This is a genomic window from Ruegeria sp. HKCCD7255, from assembly GCF_013031565.1.
Classification (GTDB): Bacteria; Pseudomonadota; Alphaproteobacteria; order Rhodobacterales; family Rhodobacteraceae; genus Ruegeria.
This window is the reverse complement of sequence record NZ_WQAG01000006.1, coordinates 225206-239172: the sequence shown is the minus strand read 5'-3', so window position 1 is coordinate 239172 and position 13967 is coordinate 225206. Positions and strand designations below refer to the sequence as shown.

The 13967-nt window shown below is 58.6% G+C and carries 13 protein-coding genes; 9 read left to right on the top strand and 4 right to left on the bottom strand.

Annotation, left to right across the window (positions count from 1 at the left end; translation table 11 throughout):
• Nucleotides 1-50: 50 nt before the first annotated feature.
• From GOX45_RS13440 to smpB, 4 genes are all read left to right on the top strand, one after another.
• A complete protein-coding gene (locus GOX45_RS13440) occupies nt 51-1082 on the top strand; it encodes a P1 family peptidase (RefSeq protein WP_171101656.1) in 1032 nt (343 codons plus the stop codon).
• Between the two features lie 56 nt (nt 1083-1138).
• The gene (locus GOX45_RS13435; protein WP_171101655.1) at nt 1139-1552 is read left to right on the top strand and encodes a cytochrome c family protein; all 414 of its coding nucleotides are present in this window, start codon (nt 1139-1141) and stop codon (nt 1550-1552) included.
• Nucleotides 1553-1714: 162 nt separating this feature from the next.
• Nucleotides 1715-2257 carry an isopentenyl-diphosphate Delta-isomerase gene (idi, locus tag GOX45_RS13430; protein ID WP_171101654.1) on the top strand — a complete coding sequence of 181 codons (543 nt, stop codon included), beginning with the start codon at nt 1715-1717 and terminating at the stop codon, nt 2255-2257.
• A gap of 58 nt (nt 2258-2315) precedes the next feature.
• Nucleotides 2316-2792, top strand: coding sequence for an SsrA-binding protein SmpB (gene smpB, locus GOX45_RS13425; RefSeq protein ID WP_171101653.1), 477 nt, complete (start codon nt 2316-2318; stop codon nt 2790-2792).
• Nucleotides 2793-2798: 6 nt separating this feature from the next.
• Here the strand turns inward: smpB and glpK are convergent, their stop codons facing one another.
• From glpK to panB, 3 genes are all read right to left on the bottom strand, one after another.
• A complete protein-coding gene (gene glpK, locus GOX45_RS13420; RefSeq protein ID WP_171101652.1) occupies nt 2799-4277 on the bottom strand; it encodes a glycerol kinase GlpK in 1479 nt (492 codons plus the stop codon).
• 72 nt (nt 4278-4349) lie between these two features.
• Nucleotides 4350-5201, bottom strand: a complete 852-nt coding sequence (panC, locus tag GOX45_RS13415; protein ID WP_171101651.1) for a pantoate--beta-alanine ligase — start codon at nt 5199-5201, stop codon at nt 4350-4352.
• Entirely contained in the window at nt 5198-6037 is an 840-nt protein-coding gene (gene panB / locus GOX45_RS13410) for a 3-methyl-2-oxobutanoate hydroxymethyltransferase (protein ID WP_171101709.1), read from the bottom strand. The genes panC and panB overlap by 4 nt, the downstream gene beginning before the upstream one ends.
• Before the next feature lie 168 nt (nt 6038-6205).
• Here panB and GOX45_RS13405 point away from each other — a divergent pair, with 168 nt between their 5' ends.
• Genes GOX45_RS13405 through GOX45_RS13385 form a run of 5 tightly spaced genes read left to right on the top strand, consistent with a single transcriptional unit; the run spans nt 6206 to nt 12591 of the window.
• Nucleotides 6206-7693, top strand: coding sequence for an ABC transporter substrate-binding protein (locus tag GOX45_RS13405; protein WP_171101650.1), 1488 nt, complete (start codon nt 6206-6208; stop codon nt 7691-7693).
• A gap of 59 nt (nt 7694-7752) precedes the next feature.
• Nucleotides 7753-8700: an ABC transporter permease gene (locus tag GOX45_RS13400; RefSeq protein WP_171101649.1), complete on the top strand. Its 948-nt coding sequence runs from the start codon at nt 7753-7755 to the stop codon at nt 8698-8700.
• Nucleotides 8697-9512, top strand: a complete 816-nt coding sequence (locus GOX45_RS13395; protein WP_171101648.1) for an ABC transporter permease — start codon at nt 8697-8699, stop codon at nt 9510-9512. Before GOX45_RS13400 ends, GOX45_RS13395 begins: the two co-directional genes overlap by 4 nt.
• A complete protein-coding gene (locus GOX45_RS13390; protein WP_171101647.1) occupies nt 9509-11107 on the top strand; it encodes a dipeptide ABC transporter ATP-binding protein in 1599 nt (532 codons plus the stop codon). The genes GOX45_RS13395 and GOX45_RS13390 overlap by 4 nt, the downstream gene beginning before the upstream one ends.
• Before the next feature lie 32 nt (nt 11108-11139).
• Nucleotides 11140-12591, top strand: coding sequence for an aldehyde dehydrogenase family protein (locus tag GOX45_RS13385; RefSeq protein ID WP_171101646.1), 1452 nt, complete (start codon nt 11140-11142; stop codon nt 12589-12591).
• On the opposite strand, the gene pncB is transcribed toward GOX45_RS13385, so the two are convergent.
• Complete coding sequence (gene pncB, locus GOX45_RS13380; protein ID WP_171101645.1) at nt 12588-13880, bottom strand: nicotinate phosphoribosyltransferase; 1293 nt, start codon at nt 13878-13880, stop codon at nt 12588-12590. The genes GOX45_RS13385 and pncB overlap by 4 nt on opposite strands.
• Nucleotides 13881-13967: the final 87 nt, after the last annotated feature.

Sequence of the window (13967 nt, the reverse complement as noted above, 5' to 3'; positions counted from 1 at the left end):
CCGAAGGCAGCGCGCGATAGCGCGCTTCTGATCTAACAAAAAAGACAAACATGACACCCGGACCCCGAAACATGATCACCGATGTCCCCGGTATACTCGTCGGCAATGCGCAGGACGATGCCCTGAAATCGGGTACAACGGTGCTGACTGCCGATGCGCCATTATTGGCCTCGGTGCATGTCATGGGTGGCGCACCAGGAACGCGTGAGACTGATTTGCTGGCCTCGGACAAGTCGGTTGAACATGTGGATGCCATCGCCCTTTCCGGCGGCTCTGCCTTTGGGTTGGATGCCTGTTCTGGCGTCTCGGATATGTTGCGCGCGCATGGTCGCGGGTTTCAGGTGGGTCAGGCCATCGTGCCCATTGTTCCCGGCGCAATCCTGTTTGATCTGCTGAACGGTGGCGACAAGGATTGGGATGATAACCCTTATCGCGCGCTAGGGGCTGCGGCCTATCGATCGGCCTCCGATCAGTTTTCGTTGGGCTCGGTCGGAGCAGGAACAGGAGCGCTTGCGGCGATGCACAAGGGGGGGCTCGGTTCGGCCTCTTGCAGGTTGGAAAACGGCATTACTGTCGGGGCTTTGGTTGCTGCCAATCCTATGGGCAGCGTGACCACGCCTAAAGATCGCCATTTCTGGGCCGCACCGTTCGAGATTGGGGCCGAGTTTGGCGGGCTTGGGCCAGATCCCGCATCCGGGCTTGGCGAATTCCCCGCCAGCCGCAAGGCGCAGGCTATGCATCCCGCGAAACCCGATCAAGCGAACACCACAATCGCGATTGTCGCAACCGATGCTGCCTTGACCAAAGCGCAATGCCAAAGGCTTGCAACAGCGGCCCATGACGGGATCGCGCGCGCTGTGTTTCCGGCCCATACACCGGGTGACGGAGATCTTGTTTTCGGCGTCAGCACCCGGGCGCAGAAGGTTGATCCGTCCGTCATGGCGATGCTGGGCCATGTCGCGTCGCTGTGTCTGGCGCGCGCGATTGCGCGGGCGGTTTACCTTGCGACTCCCGCACCCGGGGACCTATTGCCGTGCTGGGCGCAGTTGAACGACCCGGACGCGCGGCAATCCGCGCGTTGACTCTTCTACTGCGCACAGCACCTATTGCGTAAGCTGAAAGAACGTGGAGTTTTCACATGAATCGCATTCTCGCCACTGCACTGATGGGTCTGCTGGCCATGCCCGCCTTTGCCGAAGGGGACGCAGAAGCCGGTAAGAAGGCTTTCAACAAATGCAAATCCTGCCACCTGATCGCTGATCCTGCCGGAGAGGTCATCGTCAAGGGTGGCAAGACCGGGCCCAACCTCTACGGCATTGCGGATCGGACTGCGGGAACGGTCGAGGGCTTCAAATACGGCGACAGCATCGTGGCCGCTGGTGAAAACGGGCTGGTTTGGGACGAAGCAAGCTTTGTGGAATATACCAAAGACCCGAAAGCCTTTTTGAAAGACTATCTGGGGGAAACATCAGCCAAGTCGAAAATGACGTTCCGCCTGAAATCAGGGGCCGAGGATGTCTATGCCTATATCGTCAGCGTTTCGGGCGAATAACTAGGACATTTGATCCAGTTCTGATTTTTCTGAAAGGCCGCACCCCCCTGCGGCCTTTCGTGCTGTTGATTGCTGGGCAGATCACCACCAGTTTGGAAGCATCAGTAATTGATCAGGTCTATGCACCTCAAAACTTGAACCAGTAACAAGAGAGAACAACAGATGGGTATCATGATCCCGGCCTGGGTCGATGGCGTTCTGACCCCTGTTGAAAAACTGGAAGCCCATAAAAAGGGGCTGCGGCACAAGGCCGTTTCCGTATTTGTCGTGCGTGGAACCCAGATCCTTCTGCAGCGCCGCGCCATGGGCAAGTACCACACGCCCGGTTTGTGGGCGAATACCTGCTGCACTCATCCCGATTGGGACGAGGTGCCATCAGCCTGCGCCGTGCGGCGGATGCGCGAAGAGCTGGGGATTACCGGCCTTTACCCCGAATACCGTCACCGCCTGGAATATCATGCGGATGTGGGCAATGGCCTAATCGAGAATGAGGTGGTCGATGTCTTTCTGGCCCATGTGCGCGGGCCGCTGAAAATCGAGCCTAACCCTGACGAAGTGATGGATATCCGTTGGGTCGACTACCATGACCTTCTGGCCGAGGTGAAACGCCACCCCGACAGGTTTACCCCGTGGTTGAAGATCTATCTGCACAATCATGCGGATACGATTTTCGGGCCAGACCTGATTATTTCCGCCAATTCCTGACCATTGACGCATCAGCCTGTCTTGCATGGACGGGCCAAGCCGCCTACATCAACGCGTCATGGCCAAGCAGAAGACAGACCCGAATTACAAAGTGATCGCCGAAAACCGGCGGGCCCGTTTCGATTACGCAATCGAGGACGATCTTGAATGCGGGATCGTGCTGGAAGGGTCCGAGGTTAAATCCCTGCGTGCAGGCGGGTCGAATATCGCCGACAGCTATGCCTCGGTCGATGACGGAGAGCTGTGGCTGGTCAACAGCTATATCGCGCCCTATGAGCAGGCGAAAACCTTCAAGCACGAAGAACGCCGCCGTCGCAAGCTGCTGGTCTCGCGTAAGCAGATGTCGGATCTGTGGAACGCCACGCAACGCAAGGGCATGACCCTTGTGCCCCTGGTTTTGTACTTTAACCACAAGGGCCGGGCCAAAATCAAAATCGGCATCGCCAAGGGTAAAAAGACCCATGACAAGCGCGAGACGCAGGCCAAGCGCGATTGGTCACGCCAAAAGCAGCGCCTGATGAAAGACCATAGCTAAGCCTGTTCAGAACGCCATTGCCGCCGCAACTGCGCGTTGCCAGCGCGCATAGGCCGTATCACGTTTGTCAGCCGCCATTGCGGGCTGGAATTGCCGGTCCAGAGCCCATGTTGCCGCAAACTCATCCTGTTGCGGGTAAATTCCCGCGCGCATCCCGGCCAGCCAGGCGGCACCCAGGGCCGTTGTTTCCTGCATGACCGGACGATCAACCGGCGCTCCCAGAATGTCCGAAAGGCCTTGCATGGTCCAATCCGACGCGCTCATGCCGCCATCGACCCGCAAGGTTACATCCGTATCCGCGCCCCAGTCGCTTTGCATTGCGTGCCACAAGTCTCGGGTCTGGAAGGCGATGCTTTCCAACGTGGCGCGCGCAATCTCGGCCCGGCCCGAGTTTCGGGTGAGGCCAAACATCGCCCCGCGACAATCCGGCTGCCAATAGGGCGCGCCCAGACCGGTAAAGGCAGGAACCAGAACGAGATTCTGAGTGGTATCCGCACGCGCCGCCAGGTCACCGCTTTCGGCCGCGTTGTCGATGATCTGCAAGGCGTCGCGCAGCCATTGCACAGCGGCACCGGCGATAAAGATTGATCCTTCCAGCGCATAGGTGCGTTTTCCGTCCAACTGGTAGGCGATGGTTGTCAGCAGGCGGTTTTTCGACATCACCGGCGCATCGCCGGTGTTCAGCAGCGCGAAACAGCCTGTACCATAGGTCGATTTGAGCATTCCCGGTTCGAAACACGCCTGCCCGATTGTTGCAGCTTGTTGGTCACCGGCCACGCCTAGGATCGCAATCGTGCCCCCAAACAACGTCGTTTCCCCGAAATCCGAGGCGCAGTCCTGTACCGCAGGCAACATGCCGCGCGGCACATCCAGCAAATCACAAATCTCAGCGCTCCATTCGCCCTGATGGATGTCAAACAGCAAGGTACGGGCCGCGTTGCTGGCATCCGTGACATGCGATCGACCTTCGGTCAGGCGCCAAATCAGGAAGGTATCGATTGTTCCGAAGAGCAGATCTCCGGCGGCGGCGCGGTCGCGCGCGCCGGGTACAGTGTCCAGCAGCCATTTGACTTTGGTGCCCGAGAAATACGGGTCCAGCAGCAGTCCGGTGCGGGCGGTGACATCTTCTTCCGATCCGGCCTCGCGCAGGGTGGCGCAAATCTCGGATGTGCGGCGGTCTTGCCAGACAATGGCGTTGTGAATGGCCTGACCTGTGTGGCGATCCCAGATCACCGTGGTTTCGCGCTGATTGGTGATACCGATCCCGGCTATCTGGTCGGCGGAAATTCCAACGGTCTGCATCACCTCGCGGCAGACGGCCACAACACTGTTCCAGATATCTTCGGGGTCATGTTCGACCCAGCCTTCCTGCGGGAAATGCTGAGGAAATTCTTGCTGCGCAGTACCCACACGCTGCATCTTGGCGTCAAACAGAATGGCCCGTGATGATGTGGTACCCTGATCGATTGCCAGAATATAGGTCATGGCTGCTCTCCCCCTGAAGTCTCGTTCCGCCGGACTTTAGCGCAAACACTGCCGCAGGGGCCAGAGCAGAAATCAGGCGGGGTCAACAGCGATATTGTCGATCAGTCGGACGCCATCTGCCCAGGCCGTCACAAACAGACGCGCGGGCCTGCTGGCTTTGGTCAAAGCCTCAAGCGTTTCGGCGCAGCGCAGGTCGAAATACTCGATTTCGGTGAATCCTGCCCGGATCAAATCGGTCTTGGCCTGCTCTGCCAGATCGGCAAAATCGTGTCCAGCAGACAGTTTTGCAGCGGTTCTTTTCATGATCGCATGTTTGTGCGCTGCTATCGCCAGCCCCTCTTGAGACAAACGTAGATTGCGCGACGACATCGCAAGGCCGGAAGGTTCACGCACAGTTGGGCATCCGATAACCTCAATCGGGATGTCGAGATCCCGTGCCATACGGCGCACAACAAGCAGCTGCTGATAGTCTTTTTCCCCGAAATAGGCTCGATCCGCCTGAGTTTGCAGGAAGAGTTTCGCCACAACAGTGGTCACCCCTTCAAAATGTCCCGGTCGAAACGGACCTTCCATTACATCAGTCAATCCGCCCACGGTCACTGTGGTCGAAAACCCTTGGGGATAGATCTCATCCGGGTCGGGTACATAGATCGCATCGACCTTATAGGGCAGCAACTTTTGTGCATCTTCAAGCTCGGTCCGCGGATAGTTCGCCAGATCCTCGGGGTTGTTGAACTGTTTGGGGTTCACAAAGATCGTCACGATCACCCGGTCACACCCGGACTTGGCGGCCTCGACCAACGACAGGTGACCCTGGTGCAAGGCGCCCATTGTCGGAACAACCCCAATCACTTCATCCTTGCGTTGCCAGTCGCGGGTCAGGGTGCGTAGTTCCGAAAGCTTGCGTAGAATGGGCACGGTCATGACTTGATACCTTTGGCAGGGGCCTGATCCGCGAAGACATGTTCCGCCGCAGGAAAGCTGCGGTCACGCACTTCGGCTGCGTATTCTGCGATGGCAGCCTCGGCCAGAGGCCCAAGCTCGGCATAGCGTTTGACGAATTTCGGCTTAAACGCGGTGAAAAAGCCAACCATATCGTCGACCACCAGGATTTGCCCGTCACACCCGGCAGACGCGCCGATGCCAATCGTGGGGATTGGAATTTCGGCTGTGATTTTGTCGGCCAATCCCTGCGGAATCTTCTCTAAAACAACGGAAAACGCGCCTGCTTCCGCTACGGCACGGGCATCGGCCAAGACCGCGTCTGCTTGATCATCGCGCCCCTGAACCTTGTATCCGCCCAAAGTGTTGATCGACTGTGGAGTCAGCCCGATGTGGGCCATTACCGGAATGCCGCGTTGAACCAGAAAGCGGATGGTTTCAGCCATTTCGACGCCGCCCTCCAGCTTAACCGCCCCGGCCCTGGTTTCGGCCATCAGACGGGCGGCATTGCGAAACGCCTCGGCCGGGTCATGCTCGTAACTGGCGAATGGCATGTCGATGACCATCATCGCCTTCTCCAAACCCCGGGAAACCGCCTGACCGTGCAAGATCATCATCTCCATGGATACGCCAAGGGTGGAGTCGAGCCCATGCAGCACCATGCCAACGCTATCGCCCACCAGCACAAAGTCACAATGGTCATCCATCAGCCGTGCCATTGGCGTCGTATAAGCTGTCAGACTGACCAGAGGCAGGTCACCTTTGCGGGCGCGAATGTCTTCGGCGTTGGGGGCTTTTTTGCGGGCCGTGGCGCTCATGATCGCTCCTCCGGGGTTATACTGCGGCGCGGCATAGCAGATGCCGCAGGTGCAGCGAAAGCCCGGTTGCGCGAACATTTTCTTGATTGACCCAAGGTTTAAAGGAACATTGGTCTCAGACAGAGCCGTAACCAGCGGCCTAACCTGTTCCAATGGGGAGTAATTGCCATGACACTGTACTCGGTCCGCACCTGCGCATCAGCCCTTGCGCTGGGCGCTACATTGCTTGCGTCACAGGCGCTGGCGAAATCGGACATCACCATCGCGATGCAGCTTGAGCCACCGCATCTGGACCCGACCAGCGCCGCAGCGCAGGCCATTGATTCGGTGGTCTACACCAACATCTTCGAAGGCCTCACCCGATTTATGGGCGACGGATCTGTGGTTCCGGGCCTTGCCGAAGGGTGGGAGATTTCGGATGACGGCACCGTTTACACCTTTACGCTGCGCGACGGGGTGACGTTTCATGACGGATCGACGATGGATGCCGAAGACGTCAAGTTCAGTCTGGACCGCGCGACAGCAGAAGACAGTGCCAACGCTCAAAAGGCGCTGTTTGCCGGGATCGAAAGCGTCGAGGTTGTTGATCCCTTAACGGTCAAGATCACCCTGTCCGAGCCGAACGGCAATTTCCTGTTTAACCTGGCCTGGGGCGATGCAGTCATTGTCGCACCCGAAAGCATTGATGACATCAAGACCAACCCAGTGGGCACCGGTGCCTATACCTTTGGCGACTGGGTGCAAGGCGACAGCATCACGCTAAACCGCAACCCAAATTACTGGGGCGATCAGCCCGCATTAGAGACTGCAACCTTCAAGTTCATCTCGGACCCAACTGCGGCGTTCTCGGCGATGATGGCCGAAGATGTGGACGTGTTCGACAATTTCCCGGCACCTGAAAACCTTCCGCAGTTCGAAGCAGATCCACGCTTTCAGGTGTTGGTCGGATCGACAGAAGGCGAAACGATCCTGTCCACAAACAACAAACAAGCACCGTTTGACGACATTCGTGTGCGCCAAGCACTTGCCCACGCGATTGACCGGCAAGCCATCATTGACGGGGCAATGTTTGGATATGGCACGCCGATCGGCACCCATTTTGCACCGCACAACCCGGCTTATGTCGATCTGACAGGAAATTCGGCTTATGACCCCGAAAAAGCCAAAGCGATGTTGGCCGAGGCAGGTTTTGCCGATGGGTTTGAAACCACATTGCACTTGCCGCCGCCATCCTATGCGCGCCGGGGTGGTGAGATCATCGCGGCTCAGCTGGCCGAGGTCGGGATCAAGGCCGAGATCATCAATGTGGAATGGGCCCAATGGCTGGAATCAGTGTTCAAAGGCAAAGAATTTGGCCTGACGATCGTCAGCCATACCGAACCGATGGATATCGGCATCTATGCGCGGCCTGAATACTATTTTCAGTACGATAGCACGGATTTTCAGGCGCTGATGGACACACTGAACTCGACGACGGATCCGGATGAACGTACCCGGCTGATGGGTGAGGCGCAGCGTCTGATCGCGGATGACTATGTCAACGGCTACCTGTTCCAACTGGCCAAGCTTGGGGTGGCCAAAGCAGGCGTTCAGGGCCTGTGGGAGAACGCTCCCACAGCGGCCATCGACCTGAGCGCCATCAGCTGGAGCGAATAACCAAATCGGGCGGGTCATAATGCTGGACCCGCCCGACCCGCGCCCCTAACGTGGCCGTAATGCTGCGCTACACTCTCAAACGATTGCTATCCTTGCTTGTCAGCCTGGCCGTTGCCTCGGTTGTCATTTTCGCTGTGATCGAGGTTGCACCGGGTGATCCGGCCTCGTTCATGCTGGGGGTCAATGCGCAAGAGGATACATTGGCGGCACTGCGGGCCGAACTGGGATTGGACGTGTCAAAAACCCAGCGGTATTTCAACTGGATCAGCGGGATGCTGGTCGGAGATTTCGGCACCTCCTACACCTATCGCACGCCGGTTTCGCAGATGATTGCTGACAGGTTATGGGTGTCGCTGCCGCTGGCGCTTTATGCGCTGACAATGTCGACCCTCATTGCTTTTCCAGCGGGGATCTACGCCGCTGCACGTCGGGGCAAACCGGGTGATCTGACAGTGATGGGCGCAACGCAGCTGGGCATCGCCGTTCCAAATTTCTGGTTTGCTATGATGCTGGTGCTGATCTTTGCTATCAACCTGCGCTGGTTCAATGCCGGAGGCTTCGCGGGTTGGGACAATGGGTTCTGGACCGGCCTGCATTCATTGACCCTGCCCGCGATTGCACTTGCCTTGCCACAGGCGGCGATCCTCGCGCGCGTCATGCGGTCGTCGCTGCTGGACATACTGGCCGAAGATTTCATGCGCACCGCTCGCGCCAAGGGTCTCACGCGTCGCCAAGCGCTGTGGCGGCACGGCGTGCGCAACGCTCTGATCCCGGTGCTGACCATCATCGGGTTGCAATTCTCGTTCCTGCTGGCTGGCTCGATCATCATCGAACAGGTGTTCTATCTGCCGGGACTGGGACGGCTGGTGTTTCAGGCGATCTCGGCCCGCGACCTGATCGTGGTCGAATCCGTGGTCATGCTGCTGGTCTTCGCGGTAATCACGGTGAATTTCCTGGTCGACCTCGCTTACGCCGCCGTTGACCCAAGGCTGAGGAGCAGGACATGAGCCGCAACCTGATCCTTGGTTCGGCGCTGTCGTCTCTGGTGGTGCTTGCCGCGCTGGTATCATTCGTCTGGACGCCCTATGACCACGCCGCGCTGAATATCCCCGACAAGTTGCAGCCTCCGAACGCGCAACACTGGTTCGGCACCGACCATTTCGGGCGTGACATGTTCACGATGATCATGGTGGGTGCGCGCACCTCGATCGCCGTGGCCTTGGTGGCGGTCGGCATCGGCATGGCGCTGGGCGTACCCTTGGGCCTGACCGCTGCAGCGCGCAAAGGTTCGTGGCTGGATGAAGTGATCATGCGCGGTAATGACCTGGTCTTTGCCTTCCCCTCGCTGGTCATTGCGATCCTGATTACTGCCGTCTTTGGTGCGGGTGCGATTAACGCAATCATCGCCATCGGCATCTTCAATATCCCCGTCTTCGCCCGCATCACCCGAGGCGCGGCCCTGTCCTTGTGGGAGCGAGAGTTTATTCTGGCCGCGCGTGTGGCGGGCAAAGGTGCCGCGCGGATATCGGCGGAACATATCCTGCCCAATGTGGCCAACCTGTTGATCGTTCAGGGCACCATCCAGTTCAGCCTGGGTATCCTGGCCGAGGCGGGGCTGTCCTATGTCGGTCTGGGCGCGCAGCCGCCCACGCCCAGTTGGGGGCGGATGCTGGCCGATGCGCAGACAATGGTCAGTTTTGCCCCACATTTGGCTCTGATTCCCGGTCTGGCGATCATTGTCACTGTGCTCGGATTGAACCTGTTGGGCGATGGGCTCCGCGACTGGCTGGACCCAAGAATTCGGGTGGCACGGGCGTGAGTTTGCTTCAGATCCAGAACCTCTCGTTGTCGATTCACGGCCAGCCGATCCTGAAGGATGTCAGCCTTTCCATCGATCCGGGTCAGATCGTGGCGGTCACCGGTGAAAGCGGGTCTGGCAAGTCGATGACTGCGCTTGCTGTGATGCAACTTTTGCCGAACGGAGCCGACGCGACTGGGACAATCGAACTGGACGGTCAGGCGCTTTTGCATCGCCCCGAGGCCCAGATGTGTGCCCTACGCGGGGCTGCGATTGGCATGGTGTTTCAAGAGCCGATGACAGCGCTGAACCCGGTGAAAACCATTGGCGATCAGGTGATGGAAACCATCCTGATCCATAAAGCCATGCCACCGGCTCGGGCGCGTGCGCGCGCCCAAGAGGTGTTGGAACGCGTCGGTCTGCCACCAGACCGCTTTCCCCTTGGTCGCTATCCGCACGAATTGTCGGGTGGGCAACGTCAGCGCGTAGTCATCGCCATGGCCATCGCGCTGCGCCCCAAGCTGCTGATCGCGGATGAGCCAACAACCGCGCTGGACGTGACCACACAAGCCCAGATCCTTGATCTGCTGAAAGACCTCGTGCGCGAATATGGTATGGGCTTGCTGATGATCACTCATGATCTGGCCGTAGTGGCCGAAATGGCCGATCAGATCACGGTCATGCGCCATGGCGAAGTGGTCGAGCGTGGGGCGACCCAGCACCTATTGCAAAATATGCAACACCCCTACACCCGGATGCTGTTCGAGGCGTCGGATCATCAGGTCAACCTGCCTGATCCGGCAAGCCCGCAACCGCTGCTGGAGGTCACACAAGTTGTCAGGGAATACCGCCTACCGCGCACAGGGCTGTTCGACACCCCGGGTTCTCACCGTGCGGTTGACGGCGTCAGCTTTACCCTGAACCGTGGTGAGCGGTTGGGCCTGGTTGGCGAGTCCGGCTGTGGAAAATCGACCCTAACGCGGGCGATTTTGGGTTTAGAAGAGGTGCAATCCGGGCAAATCCTCTTGGATGGGCAGCCGGTCTTTTCTGGTCACCGGCCCAACTTGGCCGTGCGTCGCAAAATGCAGGTGGTGTTTCAGGATCCCTATGGCAGTTTCAATCCACGCCACCGGGTTGCCCGGCTGATCACAGAGCCGTTTCACTTGCTGGAAGTACCGCCGACTGGGACAGAACGACAAGAGCGTATCGCTGAAATGCTGACCGCCGTGGGCCTCCGCCCCAATGATGCGGGGAAGTACATCCATGAATTCTCGGGCGGGCAAAGACAGCGTATTGCCATTGCGCGCGCGCTGATCACGCGCCCCGAACTGATCGTCTTTGACGAGGCGGTCTCGGCCCTAGATGTCTCGGTCCGGGCGCAGATCCTGGATTTGCTGGCCGAACTCTGCGCCGCCTATGACCTGACCTACCTGTTTATCAGCCACGATCTGAGCGTTGTACGCACCATCACTGACCGCGTCTTGGTGATGCAATCGGGGAAGATCGTCGAACAGGGTGAGACGGGACAGGTGTTTTCGAACCCTCAACATCCTTACACCCAAACGCTGATCGCCGCCGCGCCAAAACTACCAGATATCCACGTAGAAACCGCCTGAACGACCTTGTTAGAGACGAAACGGAGAGCAAAATGACCCAGCAGCCATGGTTTGACCCTAGCTTGTGCCTGATCGGAGGAGATTGGGTTCCGGCGCGCTCTGGCCAGTTGCTTGCTTTGATCAATCCCTCGGATGGGGGCGAAATCTGCCAAATCGCGCGCGGGTCGTCTGATGATATCGATGCTGCGGTTGTGGCGGCGAGATCGACGATGAACGGGGAATGGGGGCGCATGACCGCGTTAGAGCGGGGTCGCATTCTGACCCGATTGGGGCAATTGGTACTGGACCGGGTCGAGGCTCTGGCCGCGCTGGAAGCGCTGGATGTGGGCAAGCCGCTGACGCAGGCGCGTGCCGACGCCATCGCGCTGGCGCGGTATTGCGAGTTCTACGGCGGTGCTGCCGATAAGGTGATGGGTGAAACGATCCCCTATCTGGATGGCTACACCGTTTACACCCTGCGCGAACCGCATGGGGTGACCGGCCATATCGTGCCGTGGAACTATCCGATGCAGATCATCGGACGCTCGGTCGGGGCGGCGCTTGCAATGGGCAATGCCTGCGTTTTGAAACCGGCGGAAGAGGCCTGTTTGACGGCACTTGCCTTTGCGCATCTGGCGGTCGAGGCCGGGCTGCCCGCCGGAGCGCTGAATGTCGTGCCCGGATTGGGCGCCGAGGCCGGGGCCGCCCTGTCGGGGCATCCGGGCGTCAACCATATCTCGTTCACTGGATCAGTGGCCACGGGCGCTTTGGTCCAGCAAGCCGCCGGGCGAAACGTGGTGCCGGTGACCCTGGAGCTGGGCGGGAAATCCCCTCAACTGGTATTTGACGATGCCGATCTGGATGCGGCGCTGCCTTTTCTGGTGAATGCAGGCATTCAGAATGCGGGGCAAACCTGTTCAGCCTCTTCGCGGATTCTGGTGCAGCGCCGGGTCTATGAGCAGGTCAAAACTCGCATGGCCGAGGCCTATGGGGCGCTGACTGTTGGCCCTGCGATGCAAGACCTGCGGGTTGGGCCATTGATCTCGGAGCGGCAGAAACAGATTGTCAGCGCGTTCCTAGAAAAGGGCGCGGATCTGACGGTTGCCGCGCAGGGTGAAATTGTTGGCGACGCACCAGAAGGCGGCGCCTATATCCAACCTACACTGTTTGCCGATGTACCACCTGATCACGTTCTGGCCCGGGATGAAATCTTTGGCCCCGTGCAGGTTATGATCCCGTTTGAAACGGAAGAACAGGCTCTAACCATAGCGAACTCCACCGAATACGGCCTTGTCGCCAGCATCTGGACACGGGACGGCGCCCGCCAGATGCGTCTGGCCAAAGCGCTGCACTCCGGGCAGATCTATATCAACAACTATGGCGCTGGAGGCGGGGTTGAGCTTCCTTTCGGTGGCGTCGGAAAATCCGGGCATGGCCGCGAAAAAGGGTTCGAGGCGCTCTATGGCTTTTCGCAACTGAAAACGGTGGCTGCCTATCACGGCTAGACGATGACCTCGATCGCCTGCTGCGCGCCGACGCCAAACACCCGTTTATAGCGTTCGATCTGGTCTTTGGGGCCCATGGCCTTTTCCGGGTTGTCCGACAGTTTCACCGTCGGCCGACCATTGGCTGACACCGCCTTGCACACCAGTGAAAACGGTGCGAGCGCGTCATCGGGTACCAAGCCGCGAAAGTCATTGGTCAGCAGCGTGCCCCATCCAAATGAGACATTGACCCGCCCGGAGAACTGTCTGTGTAGCTCTTTGATCTTGTCCGCATCCAGCCCGTCCGAGAAAATGACACGTTTTTGCGTCGGATCCTCGCCACGATCCTTCCACCAGTCTATGGCAATTTCAGCTGCGGCGGCCGGATCGCCGCTGTCGATGCGAATACCTGTCCAACCCGCCAGCCAATCTGGCGCGCGATCCAGAAAGCCCTTGGTACCATAGGTGTCGGGCAGGATGATACGCAGGTTCCCTTCGTGTTCATCGTGCCAATCACTTAGAACGTCATAGGGCGCCTGGGCCAGTTCCGCATCCGTATCGGCCAGCGCGGAATAGACCATGGGCAACTCATGCGCGTTCGTTCCGATGGCCTCAACCTCGCGCCGCATCGCGATCAGGCAATTGGATGTGCCGGAAAAGGCAGATCCCAATCCTTCGATCATGGCCTGCACGCACCAATCCTGCCACAGGAATGAGTGGCGCCTCCGGGTGCCGAAATCAGCGATTCCCAGACCATCGATTTGACGCAGTTTCTCGATTTTTTCCCACACGCGTGTCATCGCGCGGGCATACAGCACCTGCAGTTCGAACCGGCGCATGCCATTCAGAACAGCGCGCGACCGCAGCTCCATCAATGCGGCCAGGGCCGGGATTTCCCACAGCATGACCTCGTGCCATTTGCCTTCGAATGTCAGTTCATACTGATCCCCGCGGCGCTCAAGATGATAGGCGGGCAGGCGCATATTCTCGAACCATTCCATGAAATCCGAGCGGAACATCTGCCGTTTTCCATAGAACATATTGCCCCTTAGCCAGGTGCTTTCACCACGGCTCAGGCTGAGCGACCGAATGTGATCAAGTTGCTCGCGCAGCTCACCTTCGTCTATCAATCGGGCGAGCGGAACGTGATTCGACCGATTAATCAGCGAAAAAACCACATCCGTTTGGGGCTTATTTCGAAACACTGACTGGCACATGAGCAGTTTGTAGAAGTCTGTGTCGATTAAAGAACGTACAATTGGGTCAATTTTCCATTTATGATTGTACACCCGTGTCGCTATGTCGACCATGAGGAGCTCCTGCCATTTCTGTCGTTAGATCAATCTGAACGGCAATTGGCAAGAGTCGCGGAATTGGGAACAATGCCAAGGACAAGT